This window comes from Pseudoduganella sp. GW821-FHT05F09 (genome assembly GCF_059419605.1).
The window spans coordinates 466,460-488,219 of record NZ_JBWKSD010000002.1 but is presented as its reverse complement, the minus strand read 5'-3'; the positions used below and the strand labels follow the sequence as shown (position 1 = coordinate 488,219).

Annotated in this window: 22 protein-coding genes, 1 tRNA gene and 1 pseudogene; 16 read left to right on the top strand and 8 right to left on the bottom strand. The window is 55.4% G+C overall.

What is annotated here, in order from left to right:
- Positions 1–81 precede the first annotated feature (81 nt).
- From acs to AC07S4_RS07495, 7 genes are all read left to right on the top strand, one after another.
- On the top strand, positions 82–2,073 hold the full coding sequence (gene acs, locus AC07S4_RS07525) for an acetate--CoA ligase (protein WP_494986051.1): 1,992 nt from the start codon (positions 82–84) through the stop codon (positions 2,071–2,073).
- A gap of 87 nt (positions 2,074–2,160) precedes the next feature.
- Positions 2,161–2,251 (top strand) — tRNA-Ser (locus tag AC07S4_RS07520).
- A gap of 238 nt (positions 2,252–2,489) precedes the next feature.
- Positions 2,490–3,410, top strand: coding sequence for a DNA-processing protein DprA (locus AC07S4_RS07515; protein WP_494986050.1), 921 nt, complete (start codon positions 2,490–2,492; stop codon positions 3,408–3,410).
- Positions 3,385–4,032: a hypothetical protein gene (locus AC07S4_RS07510; RefSeq protein WP_494986049.1), complete on the top strand. Its 648-nt coding sequence runs from the start codon at positions 3,385–3,387 to the stop codon at positions 4,030–4,032. Before AC07S4_RS07515 ends, AC07S4_RS07510 begins: the two co-directional genes overlap by 26 nt.
- A 9-nt stretch (positions 4,033–4,041) precedes the next feature.
- Positions 4,042–4,713, top strand: coding sequence for a ComF family protein (locus AC07S4_RS07505; protein WP_494986048.1), 672 nt, complete (start codon positions 4,042–4,044; stop codon positions 4,711–4,713).
- Positions 4,710–9,596, top strand: coding sequence for an NACHT domain-containing protein (locus AC07S4_RS07500; RefSeq protein ID WP_494986047.1), 4,887 nt, complete (start codon positions 4,710–4,712; stop codon positions 9,594–9,596). Before AC07S4_RS07505 ends, AC07S4_RS07500 begins: the two co-directional genes overlap by 4 nt.
- Positions 9,597–10,002: 406 nt before the next feature.
- A complete protein-coding gene (locus tag AC07S4_RS07495) occupies positions 10,003–10,869 on the top strand; it encodes a hypothetical protein (RefSeq protein ID WP_494986046.1) in 867 nt (288 codons plus the stop codon).
- Positions 10,870–10,981: 112 nt separating this feature from the next.
- Here AC07S4_RS07495 and AC07S4_RS07490 read toward each other — a convergent pair whose 3' ends face one another.
- The 5 genes from AC07S4_RS07490 to AC07S4_RS07470 form a co-directional block, all read right to left on the bottom strand.
- Positions 10,982–11,779 carry a hypothetical protein gene (locus AC07S4_RS07490; protein ID WP_494986045.1) on the bottom strand — a complete coding sequence of 266 codons (798 nt, stop codon included), beginning with the start codon at positions 11,777–11,779 and terminating at the stop codon, positions 10,982–10,984.
- A gap of 325 nt (positions 11,780–12,104) precedes the next feature.
- Positions 12,105–12,425 (bottom strand): hypothetical protein, encoded by a 321-nt coding sequence (locus AC07S4_RS07485; RefSeq protein ID WP_494986044.1) that lies wholly within the window; start codon positions 12,423–12,425, stop codon positions 12,105–12,107.
- Positions 12,422–13,093, bottom strand: a complete 672-nt coding sequence (locus tag AC07S4_RS07480; RefSeq protein ID WP_494986043.1) for a hypothetical protein — start codon at positions 13,091–13,093, stop codon at positions 12,422–12,424. Before AC07S4_RS07480 ends, AC07S4_RS07485 begins: the two co-directional genes overlap by 4 nt.
- Before the next feature lie 5 nt (positions 13,094–13,098).
- On the bottom strand, positions 13,099–13,746 hold the full coding sequence (locus tag AC07S4_RS07475) for a hypothetical protein (protein ID WP_494986042.1): 648 nt from the start codon (positions 13,744–13,746) through the stop codon (positions 13,099–13,101).
- 7 nt (positions 13,747–13,753) lie between these two features.
- The gene (locus AC07S4_RS07470; protein ID WP_494986041.1) at positions 13,754–14,344 is read right to left on the bottom strand and encodes a hypothetical protein; all 591 of its coding nucleotides are present in this window, start codon (positions 14,342–14,344) and stop codon (positions 13,754–13,756) included.
- 640 nt (positions 14,345–14,984) lie between these two features.
- On the opposite strand from AC07S4_RS07470, the pseudogene AC07S4_RS07465 reads away from it, so the two are divergent.
- A pseudogene (locus AC07S4_RS07465) lies at positions 14,985–15,109 on the top strand (IS5/IS1182 family transposase); the annotation flags it as partial.
- 21 nt (positions 15,110–15,130) lie between these two features.
- On the opposite strand, the gene AC07S4_RS07460 reads toward AC07S4_RS07465, so the two are convergent.
- From AC07S4_RS07460 to AC07S4_RS07450, 3 genes are all read right to left on the bottom strand, one after another.
- The gene (locus AC07S4_RS07460; protein WP_494986040.1) at positions 15,131–16,300 is read right to left on the bottom strand and encodes a site-specific integrase; all 1,170 of its coding nucleotides are present in this window, start codon (positions 16,298–16,300) and stop codon (positions 15,131–15,133) included.
- Between the two features lie 84 nt (positions 16,301–16,384).
- A complete protein-coding gene (xisR, locus tag AC07S4_RS07455) occupies positions 16,385–16,645 on the bottom strand; it encodes an excisionase family protein (protein WP_494986039.1) in 261 nt (86 codons plus the stop codon).
- A gap of 118 nt (positions 16,646–16,763) precedes the next feature.
- Positions 16,764–17,600 (bottom strand): DNA-binding protein, encoded by an 837-nt coding sequence (locus AC07S4_RS07450; protein WP_494986038.1) that lies wholly within the window; start codon positions 17,598–17,600, stop codon positions 16,764–16,766.
- Between the two features lie 458 nt (positions 17,601–18,058).
- Here AC07S4_RS07450 and AC07S4_RS07445 point away from each other — a divergent pair, with 458 nt between their 5' ends.
- From AC07S4_RS07445 to AC07S4_RS07410, 8 genes are all read left to right on the top strand, one after another.
- Positions 18,059–18,286 carry a hypothetical protein gene (locus tag AC07S4_RS07445; protein ID WP_494986037.1) on the top strand — a complete coding sequence of 76 codons (228 nt, stop codon included), beginning with the start codon at positions 18,059–18,061 and terminating at the stop codon, positions 18,284–18,286.
- A gap of 321 nt (positions 18,287–18,607) precedes the next feature.
- The gene (locus AC07S4_RS07440; protein WP_494986036.1) at positions 18,608–18,829 is read left to right on the top strand and encodes a Thoeris anti-defense Tad2 family protein; all 222 of its coding nucleotides are present in this window, start codon (positions 18,608–18,610) and stop codon (positions 18,827–18,829) included.
- A 17-nt stretch (positions 18,830–18,846) separates the two neighbouring features.
- Entirely contained in the window at positions 18,847–19,083 is a 237-nt protein-coding gene (locus AC07S4_RS07435; RefSeq protein ID WP_494986035.1) for a hypothetical protein, read from the top strand.
- A 77-nt stretch (positions 19,084–19,160) separates the two neighbouring features.
- A complete protein-coding gene (locus AC07S4_RS07430; protein WP_494986034.1) occupies positions 19,161–19,784 on the top strand; it encodes a hypothetical protein in 624 nt (207 codons plus the stop codon).
- A 90-nt stretch (positions 19,785–19,874) separates the two neighbouring features.
- Positions 19,875–20,168: a hypothetical protein gene (locus AC07S4_RS07425; protein ID WP_494986033.1), complete on the top strand. Its 294-nt coding sequence runs from the start codon at positions 19,875–19,877 to the stop codon at positions 20,166–20,168.
- Positions 20,169–20,191: 23 nt separating this feature from the next.
- The gene (locus tag AC07S4_RS07420) at positions 20,192–20,563 is read left to right on the top strand and encodes a hypothetical protein (protein WP_494986032.1); all 372 of its coding nucleotides are present in this window, start codon (positions 20,192–20,194) and stop codon (positions 20,561–20,563) included.
- A gap of 10 nt (positions 20,564–20,573) precedes the next feature.
- On the top strand, positions 20,574–20,762 hold the full coding sequence (locus AC07S4_RS07415; protein ID WP_494986031.1) for a hypothetical protein: 189 nt from the start codon (positions 20,574–20,576) through the stop codon (positions 20,760–20,762).
- A gap of 449 nt (positions 20,763–21,211) precedes the next feature.
- A complete protein-coding gene (locus tag AC07S4_RS07410; protein WP_494986030.1) occupies positions 21,212–21,484 on the top strand; it encodes a hypothetical protein in 273 nt (90 codons plus the stop codon).
- The last annotated feature ends 276 nt before the right edge of the window (positions 21,485–21,760 follow it).

Genomic DNA, 21,760 nt, shown 5'->3' with positions numbered 1-21,760 from the left:
GCTCTGCACAGGCAATGTAAGGCATCCGTAAGCGGCAGCGCTTATGGTGTTTGCAAACAATGACCACAATGGAGACCTAGCATGACCACCCAGACCACAGAACATCAAGGCCCGCAGGAATCGCGCGTATTCGCGCCATCGGCGGCGTTTGCAGCCCAGGCCACCGTGTCCGGCATGGACGCCTACAAGGCCCTGTGGACCGAAGCATCGCAAGACTACGAAGGTTTCTGGGCGCGCCTGGCGCGCGAGAACCTGGACTGGAAAGTACCGTTCACGCGCACCCTGAACGAAGACGACGCCCCCTTCTACAAATGGTTCGAGGACGGCAAGCTGAACGTGTCCTACAACTGCCTGGACCGCAACCTTGAAAACGGCAACGGCGGCAAGACCGCCATCATCTTCGAAGCCGACGACGGCGCCGTCACCAACGTCACCTACAAAGAGCTGCATGAAAAAGTGTGCAAGTTCGCCAACGGCCTGAAGTCGCGCGGCATCAAGAAGGGCGACCGCGTCATCATCTACATGAGCATGTCGGTCGAAGGCGTGGCCGCCATGCAGGCCTGCGCGCGCATCGGCGCGACGCACTCGGTGGTGTTCGGCGGCTTCTCCGCCAAGTCGCTGCAGGAGCGCATCATCGACGCCGGCGCGGTGGCCGTGATCACCGCCGACGAGCAGCAGCGCGGCGGCAAGCGCCTGCCGCTGAAATCCATCGTCGACGAAGCGCTGGCCATGGGCGGCTGCGACACCATCAAGGACGTCATCGTCTACAAGCGCACCGGCGGCGACGTGGCCCAGGTGGCCGGCCGCGACATCTGGCTGCACGACCTGGTAGAAGGCCAGGCGGCCGAATGCGAACCGGAATGGGTGGAAGCGGAGCACCCGCTGTTCATCCTGTACACCTCCGGCTCCACCGGCACCCCGAAAGGCGTGCAGCACTCGTCCGGCGGCTACCTGCTGTGGGCCGCGCTGACGATGAAATGGACCTTCGACATCAAGCCGTCCGACGTGTACTGGTGCACCGCCGACATCGGCTGGGTAACGGGCCACAGCTACATCGCCTACGGCCCGACGGCGGTGGGCGCCACGCAGATTATCTTCGAAGGCATCCCCACCTTCCCGAACGCCGGCCGTTTCTGGGAGACCGTGGCCAAGCACAAGGTCAGCATCTTCTACACCGCGCCGACCGCGATCCGCTCGCTGATCAAGGCCGCCGACGTGGACCCGAAAGTGCATCCGAAGAATTACGACCTGAGCTCGCTGCGCCTGCTCGGCACGGTGGGCGAGCCGATCAATCCGGAAGCGTGGATGTGGTACTACAAAAACGTGGGCGGCGAGAAGTGCCCCATCGTGGACACCTTCTGGCAGACCGAAACCGGCGGCCACATGATCACGCCGCTGCCGGGCGCCACGCCCATGGTGCCGGGCTCCTGCACCTTGCCGCTGCCGGGCATCATGACCGCCATCGTAGACGAAGCGGGCCACGACGTGCCGAACGGGCAGGGCGGCATCCTGGTGGTCAAGCGTCCGTGGCCGTCGATGATACGCACCATCTGGAACAACCCGGAACGCTTCAAGAGCAGCTACTTCCCCGAAGAGCTGGGCGGCAAATACTACCTGGCAGGCGACGGCGCCATCCGCAACAAGGACACCGGCTACTTCACCATCACCGGCCGCATCGACGATGTGCTCAACGTATCGGGCCACCGCATGGGCACGATGGAAATCGAATCGGCGCTGGTCGCCAACCCGCTGGTGGCCGAAGCGGCGGTGGTCGGCAAGCCGGACGAGACCACGGGCGAATCGATCTGCGCCTTCGTGGTGCTCAAGCAAGCGCGTCCGACCGGCGAAGAAGCCAAGCGGCTGGCGCTGGAGCTGCGCAACTGGGTCGCGAAAGAGATTGGTCCGATCGCCAAGCCCAAGGAAATCCGCTTCGGCGACAACCTGCCCAAGACGCGCAGTGGCAAGATCATGCGCCGCCTGCTGCGCGTGCTGGCCAAAGGCGAGACGATTACCCAGGACGTCTCCACGCTGGAAAATCCAGCGATACTGGAGCAACTCAAAGAGGCCTCCTAAGCGGGCTGGAGGGGGCGCGCAAAAAACATTGGTACTTTCAAGAATCTTTGCTACAATGTGCGCCTCTTGCAGCGATGCGAGAGAACTGGAGAGGTGGATGAGTGGTTGAAGTCGCACGCCTGGAAAGCGTGTATAGGTTCATAGCCTATCGGGGGTTCGAATCCCCCTCTCTCCGCCAGGATACGTAGTAAAGAAAAAGCCCTTGATTTTCAAGGGCTTTTTTTTCGACTGTTCCGCACACTTTTCCGGAGCGGAACGATTGCTCGGGTTGCTTGGGATCGTTTTGGGATTGCGGCATCGTGCTCCTCTGGATTCAGAAATATTCGCAGCGGTGCTGACGCTGCGCAAAACCAGCTGGAAGAATTCATACTACTGTGTGTTCATCCAGTTATTAGCCATGCTATTATTTGACTGCTATGGTTACTCATACTCAAAATCGATCAGAATTTGGTGCCATCTCGCCGATGCTGGAGATGGGCGCCTATGAATGGCTGTGGCAACAGGACGGCGGCGCGCAGAAGCCTTCTTTCAAGGTACTGGCAGAGCTGTTTCGCGCCAATCCAGGCCAAGGCCCATCCCAGCTAGTTAATGAAGCAGATGCCCGCGCTTGCGCTGAAATGGTGCTGCAGCGCTTTCAGAAGCGTGGAGTCGGCCGATTCAGCGTGCGGATGCAAGGTTCGGGGGATTACCCGACTGCCCTTCAGGACGCCGATCATCCTTTGCAGTTTCTGTACTATCAGGGAAACTGGGATCTGGTCTATGCACCGAAACGGATTGCCATCGTTGGCACGCGCAACCCGTCGGCGGAAGGTGCGCGCCGCGCCGCCAAGCTGGTCGCCACGCTCGTGCACGAAGGTTACACAATCGTCTCCGGTTTGGCTGCGGGCATCGACACCATTGCGCATGAAACCGCGATCAAGTGCGGCGGCGAAACCGTTGCTGTTATAGGTACTCCGCTGGATCAGGTTTATCCCAAGCAAAACCAAGAACTGCAACAGTATATTGCGCGCGAGCACCTATTGATCAGCCAAGTGCCTGTGCTGGTCTATGCTCGTCGTCCGCCGACGGTCAATCGCCTGTTTTTCCCGGAGCGAAACATCACCATGTCCGCGTTGACGCAGGCGACCGTGATCGTGGAGGCAGGGGAGACGTCCGGGACTTTGATCCAGGCGCGGGCGGCGCTCAAGCAAGGACGTAAACTGTTTATACTGAATAGCAATTTCGGAGTCAAGGGCCTGACCTGGCCGCATCGTTACGAGGAAAAGGGCGCGATTCGGGTTCGCGATTTCAGTGACATCATCGATAACCTGAATGCCGCCCAGCCTACTCAAAATTGATCCGAGCAACATCGGCGACCATTACTATTTAAAGGATGAGCATGAATGCTTCTTCTTCTACGAGTATACGTCGGGCAAAGGTTTCGGTTACAGCCAAGGTAACCAGTTCATCTCCAACTTGAAGAAGTCGGTGTTGCGCCGTGACCAGCAAGAATATCAGTACAAAGAGCAGGCCATCGTGCGCGGCAGCCAGCTGCTGCGCCCAGTGCTGCTCGCCTCGCCTGCTGTCCTGCCTGTTGCCACTGTCTCGTCGATCCCCCCGTCGAAAGTGAGCACCGACCCGGAGTACGACGACCGCATGCATCGGGTAATTGCATTGGCTTGCGCGAATACCGCGGCCGAGGCACGCGATCTAATAGTTCAGACCACCAGCTATGCCGCGTCGCACACACAGGCCAGCGGCGGGCGCAAGAAACCCCACGAACTGGTCGCCAATTATGCGATGTTCCCGCCACCGCCACGCCAGACGGTGATATTGGTGGACGACGTGTTGACTACAGGCGCACATTTTGTTGCTGCGCGAGAAGTGATTTTGAGTCATTATCCTGCTACGCGCGTTGTGGGAATTTTTATGGCGCGCCGTGTCATAGCCAATCCTTTCGATGATGTTGACCCACATTAATTTGCGATAATGCCACTGACCGTCCTTGCATTGGGTGCGTATGCCAGCTATAGCAGGGACGATATCCCATGGCGTAACGATGACTACAACGTCAATAAATTCATCAAGGCGTTGAAGCGGAAACCTTTCGCTGGCCATGGTAGTCTGCCGAAAGCTGGCGGCGGACGTAGACAGTTTACGCAAGCGAGTCCTATCAATGCCTCAATTTCATTTGCGGAATGGGGAGCAGCGCGCCTCCGGGATTTGGAGTTAGGTCCTGTTGCCCTGGTGCCGGTTCCATCAAGCGTGTGCGTGACGTTTGACATGGACACTGCTCCCGCCCGAATGTGCATGTATCTCCAGGCGCTATCGAGGAAGCAACAGACCTCTGTCGGGAAATGGCTGCGTTTCTCGACGGTTATGGCTTCGGCATCAGCCGCAGGTGGCACGCGCAACGAGGATGTCCTGGTGAGCGCTCTGGTAGTTGGTGACTGCGTGGCCGGCAGTAAAGCCGTGCTTGTCGATGACGTTAAGACCACCGGCTCTCATCTTCGCGCATGTGCCAGGGTATTGCGCTCCGCCGGCGTTGAGGTTGAGGTGGCACTGGTTGGCGCGACTACGGTCTGGCACCAACATCCGAATCCACTACAGTTGGATCCAGAAGAATTGGAATTTCCAATCTGGCCAGCATATCTTAGATGACATCCATCTTGCCTCGCGTTGATTTCTTGAGTGCACTTGGTCCACCAGACGAAGTGCCGCGCGATCTGCCGGTCAGCACCAGGGACCAAGTCCTTCCGTTTGGTGCGCTGACTTGGGAAAATTTTGAGCGACTCTGCCACCGTCTGTGCTCGCTCGAAGGGAACGTGGAGCATTGCGCGCGATATGGAAAACCGGGTGAAGCACAGGAAGGGATTGATATCTTCGCGCGTCTCGCTGAAGGGCGTTACCATTGCCTCCAGGCCAAACGTCATAGTCAGTTCGACGCGAGCAAATTGGCGGTTGCAGTAGGTTTGTTCCTTGCGGGAAGTTGGGCCGGACGTACGACGCGCTTCACTATCGCGGTCCAAGCATCGCTGCGATCAACCACCGTTCAGGAGGCGATCGAAGTTCAGGCTCATGTCCTTTCGGAACGTGGCATCGTATTTGAAGTACTCGATGGAGAAGCGTTGACCGAGCGTGTGCGCATGCATCCTACACTCGTGGACGATTTTTTCGGCCGCCATTGGGTCGCAGCTATCCTTGGACAGGAAATTGCGGATCATCTGGGTGCGCGCCTTGACGGAGGGGAGTTCGCGCGTTTACGTGCCCAACTCGCCCAAGTTTATCAGGCAGATTTTCATCATGTCGATCCTGGAAGCTTTGGTTCTGTCAATGAGAATGAGAGTCGGCCCGCGCTGTCTTTACTTGAAAGGTTTACGAGACCCGACATATTGGTGCGCGAAACGGTGCAACTGCTCGAGGGAGCAGAAGTGGGTGGGGCAGTTGCCGGCGGAACCCAAGACGCATTGGATCCCGCGGCGTCACGCGGCGGCCGAACTAGCGACGCGCCTGCGACAACACGTTCCCGGCGATTGCCATTGGCAGAATGGTTCGGTGAGGCCCAGCGTCTGGTGCTGCTTGGTGATGCTGGATGCGGGAAAAGCACCCTGTTGCGTGTAATAGCGCTCGACTTGTTGCAGAATCAGGAACACTTGCCCGAGCTTGCCGAGCGCTGGGCCCAGCACCTTCCTATCTATATCCCATTCGCCCTCTGGTCGGCGCATGCCGCGCGCGAGGGCAGTGCTATCGGAATCAATGAGATTGTCCGGCGTTCCGTTGAACAGCTACTCCATGGAACGTCGATGCTAGATTTGCTTGACCGCGCGATTATGGACCAGCGAGTCCTATTGCTCGTTGATGGCCTCGACGAGTGGGGGAACATACAGGCGGCTAGGACGACGTTGCGTGCGCTAGTCACCGCGGTCGAGGCCTATCGTATTCCGGTTATCGTCTCCGGTCGTCCGCGAGGACTCAGCAACATTGGCGCGCTGCCTAACAACTGGAAACGCGGGATGGTCGCGCCCTTGTCGGCTCGGCAGCAGGCAGCAATTGCTGGGCGTTGGTTTGACCGCTATGCGACGACGGTATCAAGCGGTGGCATGCCCACCGAGGCCAGTCTGCGTACGGGGCGCTTCATAGCAGAGCTGGCACGGGATGCCCATTTAGGGGCGCTCGCTGTCGTACCGCTGTTACTTGTTGGGTTGATCACGCTGGCGTTGCGCGGTCAGATCCTTCCTCGCACCAGGAATGACGTCTATGACCAACTGGTGCGTATCCTGCTCGAAGTTCACCCTGAGCGGCGCGCGACCGCGTCTGGGGAAACGACGGCACGTTTCAGTTATACAGCCGACGCTAGTCAGCGGCGGGCGGCGATCGCTCGGTTGGCGTTTGCAGTGCGTGAACAATCTGGAGGTGCGGGAGTCTCGCATAGTGTCGCGTGCGAGGTACTGCGCACCTATCTCACATCATCGGATGGATTCGAACTTCCAAAAGCGGAAGCCGCAGCTGCTGCAAACGAAATCCTTTCCGTTAACGCAGAGACCCAAGGGTTATTAGTCGAAAAGGCGCCAGGTGAAGTGGGGTTTCTTCACGCAAGTTTTGAGGAATTTCTCGGAGCTGAGTATATCTGCGGCTGGCCGTTCGCCCAAATCTTGGCCTTTGTGAGCGAACACGCCGGAGGCGGCCGCTGGCGCAACGTGATTGTCCATATCCTCAACCGCATCGAGCGCCGCGATGAATTCGATCAACTGATTGCCATCATCGAAGAGCCAGGCACTGACAGTTTCGCGCGATACCAACGCCAATTCCTCTTGGGTGATATTGCTTTCAGTTCCGCCACGCGGTGGGCAGCAACGGCGCGACGCTTAGCGCTCGCCACAATGAACTGGGTTGAGACGGAGGAATGGAGACCCGCCCGACGCGAGGCGTTGGCTTCAGTGCTACGAGGGCTAGCTGACCCCACGGTCAAATCGGAGTTGGAGCGACGGCTTGCTCGCTGGTTACCCGCGAGGACGGCGTTTGGTCGTGCTGCGTTGATCCGAGCGTTGGGTGCATGGGAGGCGACTCCTCAACTGCAAAATTTGTTATTCCACGCAATGTTCGATGAAGATCGTGGCGTTCAGCGTGCGGCGGCTGCCGCATACAGCACGGCCTTTTCCCACTCGAAGGAAGCCAGCCAGCGACTGCTGGACGGACTAACGCATACGCAAGATCTGTTCGCTGCGGCGGCGCTGCTTGAATGTTTGGCGCTTGGCTGGCCGCTTTTGCCGGAGGCCGCATCGCTATTCGATCAAGCCTGGCGATCTCACCGTGCCGAGCTGCGCCTCGTCGGAATTCTTGGGCTCGCGGAAGCAGGTGTTGTATCTGAGGAGGCCAGGGATGTCTTGTTACTTGGGCAGAATTTCTGGTCCAATCTTTCATATGAGCACAGAGAACTTGCGTTGGCGATGTTGCTGAAACACTGGGCAGGTGACAATGCGCTGATCAAAAGCGCGTTGGCACGCATGGCGTATGACCATCACTCTCTTTGGGAATACCGCAGTGCACAAGCCTTTCTCCTAAGGGCGCCTGTCGAATGCTCTAGCGTGCGGGCTTGGATGCTCGCTGAATTTAACAGCCCGTTTCCCTTTAACGCGCACGGCGACGGCGGCATTTGGAAACATGTGGGACGCTTTGCTGCGGCAGACCCCGTCATCCGTGCGGCAGCGAATCATTACTGGTGTGATTCGAAGAGGCGGCTGATCAGCATGCACCGTTTGCCAGATTACGTCGCATGGGTTGCGGATGCGCCGGTTGCCGTAGCACTGGTCGAGGTGCTGCATGACTCGGCTTCCAATTTCGACCGCTACTGGGCGCTCAAGGCGCTGTTGGATGGGTGGGGACGGGAGCATCCGGACGTGAAGCCGGCTATTGATGCGCTTGCAAATTTCCCCGATGAAGCCTTGGACGATCTGGCATCGTATTTGCCAGTGATTATGCAGGATTCGGTAGCGGCGCGTGAGCGCTTACTTAGAATGAGCGCGCGTGCGCAGCTGCGGCTTGACTTGCTCGCGGAAGGGTTGGCAAGTTGCGGTTGTGATGCTTCCGACGACGACGCCGTGACTGCGATTCTTGCCTTCCCAGAAAAGCTGCGTGGTACTTTTCATGGCTCGGCTGTTCTGTTCCGAGCGTTCGGCGCGCATGCGAAAGTCCGCCAATTTGCAACTGAGCGGTTTAAAGAGGCAAGCTGTCCACTCTTTGCAATCGCTGAGGCTTATCCCGGAGATCCGGAGTTCAGCGTTGCTTTGTTTGATGCTGCTGTGCCATTGCCCGTAGACCTTCGCGCGCAAGTTGTTGAGGTCGCGGCGATCGGTGGTGCGGGGACTGCACTAGAGGCCGTTCTGGGATGCGCCATGGTCGAAGCGGACGCAGACCTTCGTGCACGTATGGTCATCGCCTATTGCAGCGCGCTGCCTCGGGAAGCACTTTCTACAGTGCGGCAAACGCTGCTCGACCAGGCGCTTGCAGTCGGACCGGACTTGGAATCGGCGCGCGCCGCTGCGCTCGCTGGGTTGGCAACTATCGGAGAGCTCGGCGCCTTGGCTGCGCTTGAAGAAGGTGGGAAGCCCCTCGGTTTGGAAACCATGAGCGTCGCGGAAGGCATTGCTTCGGTCGAGCGCTTAGTGTGTGAACGGTTCAGTGAGTTCGAATCGGCCTTTGGTCTAACGTTGCCGGAGCGTTTCAATTCAATTATGTCGCGCAGGCACCTGGCCGACATTATCGCAATCGCGCCAAATGCTTCGCCGGCAGCACGGAGGGCATTCCTGATACAGGCTGAACGTGGCGACATGCCGCGCTCACCGAGCGCGTTGCGCTCACTGGCGGCGGAGCGCCCGAGTAGCGAGCTTTTGCTTACACGTTGTATGGACACGCTCGCGCAGGGTAGACAAACTAATAATGATGTGATGGTTGGCGGTGAGGTGGGACTGATTTTGCGTGACCACTTCCCGGCAAACGCCACTGTGCGGCAGATACTCGTCGAGCACTTCATGCTGGCTCCTGGCTCTGCAACTGCGCTGGTGCTGGCGACCTTCGCGCCAGACGCCGCTGAACTTGAATTCCCGGTTGACGCCGAATCATTGGGTGTTGAACTGGGGGATTGGGCGGTGGCAGTTCAAGTGGCCGCTCACCGTGCCGACAGCGCAGGATTTTGCATGTTTCTTGAGGCGATGGTCACTCGAAAGCGGCGCTCGCAGTTCGATGCACAGCAGATCATCAATCTGGCGGTAGAAGAACGACTGCAGAGGGATTCAGAGTTGGAAAACCTGATGAGTATCAGGATTGGGCCGGACACTGATCCAAATATTAGTTGTAGTTTTGCACGCTACTTGGCGGCTGCAGGTCGGTTCAATCCAGATGCTCGCCATAAGGCACTCGCCTTGCTTAAGGCATTGGCTGACGACCAGCGCTTACCAGTGGGCTGCTTCGACCCTGTGGCCGATCAATGGCGTGCAGCACGGTCAACACTGCTTGACGCTGTGTCAGCCGGGCTAGAACTGAATTGACTCGGCGTTAGCGACACGACCGATCAGGGGGCCAAATCTGGCGCAATTGGGGACTGTACCACGTGCTTGTTGCTGCCGATGAGATTGTCGACGCCTTCGGCCGATCTCTCGCTCCTAAGGAGCCACCAGTGCTGCAACTCCTTGTGAACTTACACGTGCGTGACGGCCTTGGGAGAACCGCCGAGAAGGGCGGACGTACCGTTGTCCGAGAGGATAGCCGCCTCAATGTCGGCGAGAGTTCAAAGCTACAAAAACTGGCAAATGGCGGAGTCGCCCGGAACTCTTCGTCGAACGGGTGAAGAATCTGCCAGGTCTTGACGCGTACCTCCTCGGAGTGCTAGGGTCTATTGCATTGCCACATTTACAAAAAACCATTAACGTGACGTAGCAAAAAGGCGGCCAAGCAATGAAAAGAATATATGCATTCATCGCAGCGTTTTACTGTTTGTTACCTGCAGTGAGCGCAGAGACGCCAAATAAGCCGAGATACGGCTTTGCTAAGATCATCGTAGAAGGCGGTAAAAAAGACCTTTCAATCGTCTACACAGACATTGTTGTATTACCAAATGAACTTCCGATTGCCAGGCACGAGTTGGACCGGACATTGTTGCGTGATAGCACTGGGAAGACTCAGCCGATGACTGATTTCCCTTCGCATATGACGCGCTACACATATTTGTGGGAGGCGGCCAAGCTAATAGATAGTAACCGTGATAAGTTGCCCGAATTTTCAGCATATGGACGTATTAAGACGTATATCATACCGGATCGAGCTGATTTCTGCGCCGAGTACGAAGAGACGGACTTGGAGTCGGTAAAAAAATGTCGAGCTTATCAAATAGAAAAAGATACTAGATATTTTCGCGTAGATGAACTCAGCGGCGTGTGGTTTGGCACTGCGGTACCAGGTCCGGTTTTGCGGGATGCTCCTCCCTCTGATAAAGCGCAGCCAATTTTGCCTGTAGCAGCTAAAGAGATTGGGAAATCTGAATCGAGCGGTGGCGGCAATTCAGCGAATATTGTACTTAAGAGGCAACCGCCGACTGATCTCACTCCAGAACAGTTGGCAAGTAGGAAAGAAAAGGACGCGCGAGATTCTGCGGCACGGACCGCAGCTGAGGAGGCAAAGATGAAGGCAATATACAATAAGCTCAAAGCCGACAGCATAGCTTATAACGCCAAGCTAAAGGTGGCATGCGAAGCCCCTAATATGCGAGGTACGTGCGAATGCGTTAAGTTTCAGCCAGTCAAAGGTGGCACTTGCACGAAGTAATATTTCTTTTTGTGTAAGGTAAGTGTCTAGTTCCGTGCGATCCTACTCGTTGTCGTAGCTGGCCTTTGTTACGTGCTAAGACTATGCTGGACGAGTTGATCGCGGACTTACGTTAAGACTCCGAGTCAGGCGCCACCGGTGCAACGTATGGATTGCGACCGTCTGCAGGCTTACGCCGCTGAGGTGCAGCATTTGGAACAGGCGGAACACTTGTAACAGGCGGAACGTATGGCTTGTGACGCTCTTCAATCTTAAGAGTCGACTCTGTAGGGGTAACTGACGCAGATGCCGCGAGCATTTTGTCATATTTCTCTAAATTGGCAATGTCATTATCTAGCTCGAGAGCGTACTTTCCTTCTCCGATCTGCTTTCGGCTGAAAGTAACAAAATCTTTGGGATAAACTTTTGCGAAAAAAGCTATTTCGCTAGCGCCTTTGGGATCGCTGTTTGCAGCTGCGCCCGACGCAAAGAATTCCCTACCATCTCCGATGAACACATAAGCGCGTTGGGGCAAATAATCTATCATTTTTTTACCGTCTTCAACCTGCTTCATCGCCGCAACGTGTATGAGCTTTGGGAAGGTTTTGTCGGAAAGATCACATCGAACGGCGTATAGGAGTTTTCGCTCGATTGCTTCGGTTCGAGAGCCAAATGCTTCAATTCGATCTACGGCACTGTATGCTGGATCTAAACCCGAATGCAGCGCAATTTCAACTGAAAGATCTGAAGCGTGTATAAAGAATGCGGGGCGGTCCTTTGTTCTTTCTCGTGCACCTGGCTTATCCGAAACTTTGTCCCCTACGAGGGCGACACGCGAGGCAACCCAACCTATTTTTACTTCTTGACGAGCCTGCTTTTCAACGGCGCTTCTCGACTTCGGCTTGTTGTCGCTACTGGATCCTACACCCATGGCTTCTGACCCCTCACAGTTCGGCGGTTGCCGTCACCCACAAGATAAATGCGTTCCGGCGTAAGCTGTTTTTATTTAATTAAAGACAAGCGATGTTTATCGCTGTTCTAGACAGCGCAATTTGCAGCCGACGCGACCCAACTTCAGCGATGCGCTCTCACAGCCGCTAAGCCATATTGTTACCGTGAAAGCTAAAGGCTAAAGACGCGTGCATCCAGCTTCGCGGCGAGTTCAACGCTCGCGCGCCTGGCTTTAGGACTGTGTTGCATTTTGTAGACGCTTACGGGTCGGCCAGTGTGGATAATGTCTTTCCTACTATTAAATTCTAGTTGGTAACTGTCCAGTATATGGCAGGAATGATTTGCACAATAAGTGAGGCAATTGTGGTTAGCCTTGCCCAAGGTGGAACGGGTCCAGCATTGCTCTTTTGAGAAACAAGTATCGCTACGCCGCCAATCACATTGCAAAACGTAAGAACATAGTAAGCACCGAGCAACATCATCACGGCTACCATCGGCGCACCGGAGTTTCCTGCTGTGCTTGAAGTTGCATACACGTACCCAGCCAAAGCAGCAGCGGTCACAAAAATCATTAACCCTATGCCGATGAGGGCTCCAGCAATGGTCTGGGTATGTTTAAATGTCATTGTTTTCCAATGCGATTTATCGCTAAATCTGCAATGTGCAGAATATTCTGCGGTTTATTTTGCGGTGCGCGGCCACGATCAAGATAGTCACTTGCATAGAGCTCATACATCGTGCCGTTGTTCCACCAAACCAATTTCCAAAGTGCTTTATCACTTTTGTCCGCATAAGAAAGGCTGAGAATTGCCGGTCTTCCATTTACCTTTTGATTTATAAGTTCCTCTGGAACGCTGAATACTGCGCCGGCATTTTTGTAATCCCAGACGGTAAAAAGTAAATTTGTGTTCCCGTGAGTGAAAGCCCAGCTCACTCTGTTCTGATCTTCATTTAGTTTTCCTATAGTCTCGACGTCACCCCGAGCGGTGGCCAATCTGCTTGCATCCGATGCTTTGGCGAATTTTGGGTGCTTCAAAAAGGCGCTTGGCAAATCCAGATACTCTATCGAGCTTTTGACACGTAAGTAGCCATCTTTATCTAAGGTTTTGTCTTGCCAAATCATTTTACGATGCTCTGCATTCATTTCGCTTGGCTTAAGAATGCGATCAATGCGCGGACCGTCGGGCACAGATTTTATTGGTATGGTTGGCGTTGCGCTCCCGTTCAGCGGCTGCCCCGCCGAGGCCCAAGGGGCGAGGAGGTAAAACGACATTGCAATGAGGAAATTTTTCATATATTTTACCAATCAAATAGGCCCAAGCCAAAGACCGAGGGGTTGCAAGTTGTCGCTTCGCTCTGTCCAAAATCGACGGTCATTCCTGCCTGAGGGTCGTAGTAGAAGTGACGTCCTACCACTTTAAAATAGTCAGCCGGTACGGGAGTCGTCGTCGGAGCTCCGTACATATGCCAACCCATCAGAATGCGCGGATCGCCGGCTCGAGCATTATACAGCGGTGTGGGGCCACGATTTACGTAGTACGGTTTGAAAAGAAATTCTTCTCGGATTGCCCGCTTTACCTGCGCTACAGTCCAGTTGCTGCGAAACGACTGGACGAGGTTGAAACTGTTTGCATCTCCTAGATCTGGCCTTCCTTTGACGTAAACATTGGATTTGGCAAAAAGGTAATATCTAACCTGGAAATAATCCGTCGTAAGGGATTCATGTATCCAATATAATGCTTGTTCTGAAGTTGCCCTTGATGCCAAGTTGCTTAACTCTGCCGGCGCGCCCTGTACTACGAAAAAGCTGTTGAGAACGGTCTTCGATCCAGTGGGCAATGTGTCGAAGCGGCACGACCGGCTAAATTTGCCGACGAAAGCGTCGGCTGGTTGCATAACGCTGGCGCCCATGATGGCAATTAGTATTGCGGATAGAGAATTTTTCATATATGGCTTAGTAAGCATACGAAGATGGAAGATAAGGATCCGGAACTGAGGCAGGACGCGAACCAGGATTGTCGTATTCCTCCATGCCAGTCTTCGTAGTTAATGGCGTAGGGTCGGGGCCAAGTACCCAGATGTTGCCATAGTAGGGGGGGGCCATAGGGACTTCACCAAACTCGATTGATAAATTCCCATTATCCCAGAGTCGCAAGTAATGGGGGCTGGCGCACGGACAACGGCCACCGGTGTTAGTAGCCCAAACGGCTTGGCCAGTAACTTCTGTGCCACTGTAATATTGAACATAGTTCCCGTCATGCTGCATGATGGAGATATCACCATACACAGACATTTGATATCGCTTGCTCCCATCCGCTCGATATATCGCAAGAAGTCCGGCGGGAGTGTGCGTCATATAATACTGGCCATTGGGCGACATAAGATAAACATTGTAGGTAAGACTTTCCCCTGCATATAGTCTATCTTTTCCGTGGGAAAGCATGGGGGCGAGAATGAGAGTACAAAGCAATACTAAACGACGCATATAAACCTCTTTCGAGAAAAAGGGAAGAAAAGGCATGTAAAATTTCTCTTCATTCGTCATGAAGCGAATGCCTGCGAGATTAATTTCTGTTCGTTGGCGATCAACCTGTGGCGCAGTTTTGTTTATCTCGCGTAAACATTGGTGTTGCTTTCATGGTTGAAGTTATTTAAAAAATAATGCAAGTAGAATTTAATCTGTTTGGAATTTTTCGTCAAGAGTGTTATAAATAGTCACCAAATATCACCGCTAGTTTATGCGCCAGGTGGATGGCGCGTTTTTCCCTCACTTAAAATAAAGCGAAAAATACGTTTTCTGGTTCGCTTTTCTTTATTAATCAGAGGGTTGCGAGATGGGAAGGATGAATAAGTTGGCTTGTCCTCTCGCCCATCATCTGCACAAAAACATAACGGTTGACTTTCGCCACGAGATTGGTCGGGAGCTGTCTAAGTGAAAATTCTGCGGTAAGGAACATTCACCGGGCTTCCAGCTTTCCGCGGTCATATTCCTCGTCGTTGCTAGCTTTCTGCTCTTCCCCGCGACCGTGCCTGCCGAGTTGGTAGCTGGTCTTCCTAAGCTTTCCCACTTCTGCCGCAACAGCCACCTGAGCGTCAGACAGTAACGTACGCATCCATCCGCACGCCCGACAGCGCCATAATCCATCATAAAATTATTGCCTCTGGCTCGACAGCGCGTCAGGCGGCGAAGTTGTGTGGCCCAGCAATGCTTTGGCTCGCCCGATAAGGGTATCGAGGACGCGATCGACAGGCAGGCCTTTCGCTCCTTTTTGGCATCGATCTGAACCGCGAGTCGGCGCCGGATGCGTCGTACGGGCTGAGGTTATTAGCCCTAAATGTCATACTTCTGCGACCTTATGCTAAGCACTGCTGCGTTAACTTTTTCTAGCTCAAGTTTGTCATCCCCGCTGCTAATCCATTTAGCGTATACCTCAAAAAACATACGCAGGCTATGGCCAAGCTGGCCGGCCAGGAACGCTGGCCGGGCTCCGCTCATCAGGCCAACCGTGGCATATGTGTGGCGCATGTTGTATGGCCGCCTGTATCGAATGCCGAGCCTTTTGAGCGTAGTTGTCCAGAAGCTACGCACGTCGGTAATGGTGCGGTATTTCCAGGCGTTGTCTGTTTTGGGATCGTGAAACACATATGCGCCATCGAGAAAAGTGTGTGCCTTTTGGCGCAGAAGCGCCTCATATGCAGGTGCGCTCAGCAGAACTGTGCGTGCTTCGGATGTCTTGGTTGACTCTGTGTGTTCGTCGTAGACGGCGCCACGCTCGATTAGGATCTCTTTCGAACGGAGATCGACATCCTTCCACTGCAGTGCGATGCCCTCATTTGTCCTCAGGCCAGTGAAGAACATGAACTGGACGAAATTGGCGATCTGCGCTGGTCGGTGAGCCCTCAGGTGAGCGATGATTTCCTCCGATTCGTGCAGGGCAAAGGGATCGGGTTTCCTGCGCTGAACTTTTCTGGGTTCGATGGCGTCGCATGGATTCTGTGTCAAGATGCCGTCCCGGACTAGCAGGTCAAAGGGCCCGCGGATCATGCTCAGCTCGTTGTTCCTGCTCTTAGCGCTCTTCCAAGTACCGGCGGCGAGGGCGTCCATGATGTCGGAATAGGTTACCTGATCTGCAGGGACGTTTTTGAGCTTGAGTTTCCAATAGGCGTTCATCCTGATGGTGTACTGTTTGCGGGTTGATGTTTTCAGATCGTGTACGCGCAGCCACTTGTCGAAAACGTCGAAGAGCAGCGGCGCCGATGCGGCTGCTAGTTCCGCCTTTGCGTGTGGGGAATGGGGGAAGTAGTCTGCATATTTGAACGTGCCGAGGCGGACCTTGTCCTTTACTTCGGCGGCGACCCGCGCAGCGTATTTGATATTGGCCGGCGTCGGTGGGAGTGCTTCGTTGTCCAGGCACAGGCGCTCGTGCCGCTGTTTCCCTTGGAAGCGAAACACGATGCGGATGCTGCCTTCTCTGATTTCGACGCCAGGTGTCCTGCTCATCGCCTCTGCCGATCTCGGCGGTTCATTTAACACGCGTCTTGCCCCGCCATGCCATCGCTTGTGGTGGCCGCCGCCCGATGGGCCTCAAATAGCGCGGCGCCGCTCCACGCCGCGCGTGCGGCGATCGTGCTGCACTGCGTGCCCACCGGTGCCGCTGACCCACCGGTAGTACTCCTGCAGATTGATGGTGATGTGCCCGTCTGGCGCGCGTTTGTACATTCGCCCCTCGATCCACTTTCCGTCCTCGATCTTACGCTGTACGGCTTTCGGGGTATACCCAGTGCACGTGCAGAACAGGGGGAGCAGCATCCATTCGAGATGCAGTGCGACTTTTTCCAATGCCATGGCAGAGTCCTCCCAATTCAGCGTTTGGACTACTGATTGTTGCGTAACGGTAGCATTTATTGGGGTAGGTGAATGTGCGAAAAATCAAGGTCTGCCGCGCTGCGGATCCCGGGCCGGGCTATTCCGCGGCATCGCCATCAAGGCTCTTGCTTCGGCGCGCTTTTTTCTCGGTGAACCTTAGTGGCTCGGCGAGCGCGTCCAGCTTGCCGCGCAGGCTTGCTGCCGTTTCGCGTGCTTGCGCGAGATCTGATCGCATAGCATCCGCCTCGCGCGCAGCGTTCTGGCGTTGCTGCGCAAGCTCAGCCTGCAAAGTGGCGACCGCGTCTGCATGCGTCGTATGCAGCCGGGACAATGCACTAGCCGATTCGTCCAGCAAGCGGTGCGCATGATCGAGTTCGGCGCGCAAGTCATTCGCGCGCCGTTCGATTTCGGTGGCTCTGGCGTCGGCCTGCTTGGCGGATGCTGTTGTGGCCTCCAGATCGTGCCTCATGGTTTCCATTTGAACACCGAGGCTCGCTGCGTCGCTGACGGCAGTTTTCTGTTCGATACGGAGCTGGGCCAATTCGCTTTGTGCTGCTTCAAGCTCACAGCATTGGGCTTCGTAGGCTTTTGCCATTTGCTCCCTCAGCGTTTCGGCTTCGGCGCGTTCTGCGGCCCATGATTGTTCAGCTGCGCGCAGCGTTTCGTTGGCTAGGCTTACCGCTTCCGACCAAAGCGCTGCGAGGGCTGCTGCATTTGACCGCTGCAAGGTATCCGGTGCCTGCGACGACATGGGCGGCACCTGTGTTGCTTGCGCGCGGCGCCACTCACGCATGCCGGTGCTCGCGTCGTTCATGTTGACTTTGGCCAGCTTGCGCACGGCATCGACCGTGGGCATGGTTTGGTGGCCGGACTCCCGATACAGGAGGTCTGCAGCGGCGAAGATCCGTTCCCGAGCAGTCGACGTGGTTTCCATAGCGCCCCCTATCAGGTTCGATAAGAATAAGAATAAGCCCTTCATGCATACGTGGCTTGATCTGGCTCATGGTTTGATATGGAACTTTTCGACTGATGCTTAGTAATAACGTTCTTCTTCTTCTTCTTCTTCTTCTTCTTCTTCTTCTTCTTCTTCTTCTTCTTCGCCCGGGAGCGGATCGACTACTTGGCCTGCGATAGCCTACAGTCCTACATTACCAAGTGGCACCGAGACGCAGGGATCAGAGGTGGCAGCAGCCACAGCGGCAGGCGGACCATGGCTTCTCGTTTGTTGGCGCAGGGCATAGCGTTGAGACATTACAACTGCTGCTAGGCCATGCGGAATTGAATTACGTCATGTCATATCTGGACGTTTCGCAGGTAAAGCTACAGCAGATGTTTGCTGACGTCTTGTAATGGTGTAATATCCCCACAAGGGATACACTGCTTGGAAGATCAATGACTCAAAATGATATTTTACAGTTCGCGATGACCGAACTCGGCATGACCCGTGACGCCTTTGCGATTCGCTTGGGCTGCGCTCGTCGAACACTCGATAAATGGTTGCTGCCTGTCTCGTCGAACGACTATCGCCCAATGCCGGAAACCGTGCGAAATCTCATTCACGAGATACTGGCGCACGAAAAGCTGAAAGCTAGGGTCGAAAAAATAGCGAAGAAGGCCTAAATACAGCTTTCAATATCCCTGCTGGGGATATGCAATTATTTCATTGGCGGTGTTCACTGCCTCCGAAATAGAAAGCAGGCGATGACACTTGAGCGCGCACGCTGGGTTGTTGAACGCGAGGACTATTTGCCTTGGGCGTACGTTGAAGAAGCAAGGGCGTTACTGGCACGTCAGGCAGTAGACCCGATGGCTGTAACTGTGCCTGTTAAAACGGTATAAACAGTTTAAAAGGAAAAAGCCTACAGCACTACCAAAGCCGCGCTAGACGCGGTTTTGGCGTTGAGAGGGGCAGGCGCGGTGCCGGGCCAGGAGGAAGATAACATGATCGCTATCAATCAAATGGCCTGTAGTCCAGAGTTCAGCGCAGCGCTGGCAGCGGTCGAAAGTGGGAAGGATGTTCGTCGGGCCAGCTGGCCGGCCGGGATGTGCCTCCGCAAGCAGGGCGAGCAGATCGCAGTGATCCGTGATGGCCAGCAGATCACGTCAGGTTGGATGGGGCCGTCCGGCGCCGAGATCGAGGCGACAGACTGGTTGACTCTCTAACCGCCGAGGAAATTCGCATGAATAACAGCAAAGCCACGGTGCTCGCTACTTTCCCCACAGCGCAGGCCAAGTCTTCACCGACTGGTGCGGGCTGGTGGCTGGACGGTATCCATGAGGTGTTTGAAGTGAAGGCCACGACGGAATCTCGCCTTTGGGATGAAGCCGCCAAATGCATCCATCGCTACCCTGATGCGCAAGAGCGCTACCGGCTGAAGGTCGAACATTACGCTCAGCTTGCGCCAAGCAATATCTGATCGAGGAAATTTCCAACGTTGGAAAGTGCGCCCTGGTGGCGCCCGCAACCGGCCGGCCGCCGGCGTAAGGAATAGAGATGGCCGAAGGTATACTCTCGCATGTGGTCACCGCGGTGACAAACTGGCTCAACCGCCGGCGTGACGGCGCCAAAGAGCAGCACCGTCTGAACCAGGCTCGCCATGTGGCGGTGGCGACCCTCGGGGCCGAGCTTGATCGGTATGCTGCGTGCTGTCTGGATGCGGCATACGACGATGGTACCGCCGAGGGACGCCCCGCTGGCGAGGATGGGCTCTACCATCAAACCACAGTCCCGCAGCCTACTTTCGATCCCCTTGCTCAACAAGTCGACCTAACGGTGCTACCGGCAGATTTGATGTACTCCATCCTAGACCTCCCATCGCGCGCCGCTGAAATGATCCGCACGCTCGAAGATCCAGGATTCCATGATCCACCGGATTTTCCCGCATATTTTCAGACGCGCCAGTTGGGCTATGCCGAGCAGGGGTTGCGAGCAGCGCGGCTGGCGCGCCGCCTTCGCCAACTCATCGCTGTGCCACAGCCAGTGCCGGCGGCGGGTATGCGGCCGCGTGAAGAATTGCTTCAAGAACGCCACGAGCAGCTGGAGAACGAGGAGATCGCTCGAAACAAGCGGTGGGCGGCAACCCTGGCACGATCACCAAACGAACTACCACTACAATAGGAAATTCGCCTACAGCGACAAACACGCCGGCCACGAGCCGGCATTTACGCTGAGAGGGTTGGGCGCGGTGCCTGACCAGAAAGGAATTGTATGGGCCAAAAAGGGAAAATCCGAAATCGCTTGATGTCGCTCGATGAAATGGACGACGTTGAGGTTGAAGAAAATGATGAATGTACCGTTATCCGGGTTCGCCATCGCCGGCATTTCGCTGCCGACTTTGACTTCGTCTGGATCGACGGAGATCACTATGTCGGGTACTTCGTGGACTCAGATGGCAAACGCAGCCAGGCCGTCGTTTCGATTTGGTCAGCACTCGAAGCAATCAAGTTCGCTGCGCTCTATATGACGCTGGACGAGATCCGCGCTAAACGGGACATGCGCTGAAGCCAGCGGCAAGGAAACCGAACATGGGCACCACTGATACAAACTACCCGTACACCTACTCCTGCGACTTCCTGCGCGGCCTGCCGGCCACGACGAGCGCGGGCACGAAGCTGAATCGTGGTGATGCTGGCGAGATCCGCAAAGGAATCGCTGCTGCCCTGGACATGACGGACGGTGAGCTGGCGTGCAAGCTAGCAGATCACTATCTCGCCAATCAGGAGGCATTGGACGAGGGATGCGTGCAGTCTTTTTACCAGACGCAATCTCTCTCTCCGTCCGATATCGCCGGCAACAATATCGCACATGTCGTTGCACAACGACTGTCAGAAAAATTGGATGGCGAACAGGTTGAGCAGGCTTTGCAGGCTCTCAATGGCACGCGCAAAGACGACTAGGAAACCGAGCATGCTGAATGAACTGCAACCAGACCTGCGCGAATTGATTGACCTGGTGCGTGCGGTCGAAAACTATGATGCCACCATGACTGCCGCCGCACTGGCCGGCTCGCCCATCCCTGCCGGCGCGGACGCCGTTGCGGAGCGTGCACGAAAGGGCCAGCGCATCGTGCAGCTGCGCGGCAAGTGGAACATCTGACCCAAGGAAATCGCCCAAATCATCGCCGTCTAGCCAGGCAAGGAAAACGGGTTGTTTGAGAAGTAATGAAAACCATATAAATCGTTTTACAAGGAACGCACGTGGCTGCAAGTAATGAGTGGACGGCCTATCACCTCACACCGGAAGGATGGGTTGAGGGAGATAAGCAACGGGACTTTGGTCCACTGATCCGGCAGCCAGCGCCAGAAAACAGAGTGCTGAGTGTTGTCTACAAAGAGATGTGCAACGGATATGGCCCGGTGTATGGCTCTCAACAAGAACAGTGGCGCTCTGCGGACGCTGCCCTGATTGAAGAACTGCTCGCCAAGTATGGGCCAGCTCCAAATGAACTGTAGGAAGTTCGCCCACAGCAGCACCCCCGGCCCGCATGACGGGCCTGGTGCGCTGAGAGGGTCGGGCGCGGTGCCGGGCCAGGGATGGAGGAACTTATGAACACGACCAGCGCAATCTGCGTTCTTTGCGATCAGGCTGCGAATGCGACCAGAACCGACCACGGTAACCGAACCTACGTCGCTTGTACCAGCGCGACTTGTGGAGACTACGAGATTTCCAACCGCGCTGCGCGGGAAGTCGCAGACAAGCCAGAACGCAAAACTGTTTTGTGCGAAATGGTGGTCCGGGCAAATAGTGAAGGCAAAGTGCTGGACATATCCTTCGCCGCCGATGGTCTGCTGCAAGCAACAGGCATCAAACGCGATTGAAAGAGGAAAATATATGTGGCCGCAAATGCTTCTGCAGGGCGACTTGAACACAATTGGCCTGGTATTAGGCTTCGTTGGAACCGTCGTTGTATTTTTCTTCGGTATGCCTTCCGTTAGCGCACTTAACGAAGGAAGCTACGTTGCGATTGAAGTTACACCAAGGATGAAGCGGTACAGTTGGATTTCTCGCTTGGGTCTGGCTCTAATAGCTGTCGGCTTCGGTTGTCAACTCTTCGCACTAAAGTAGTTATGGGATATTCCGCGCCCTGGGCGCCC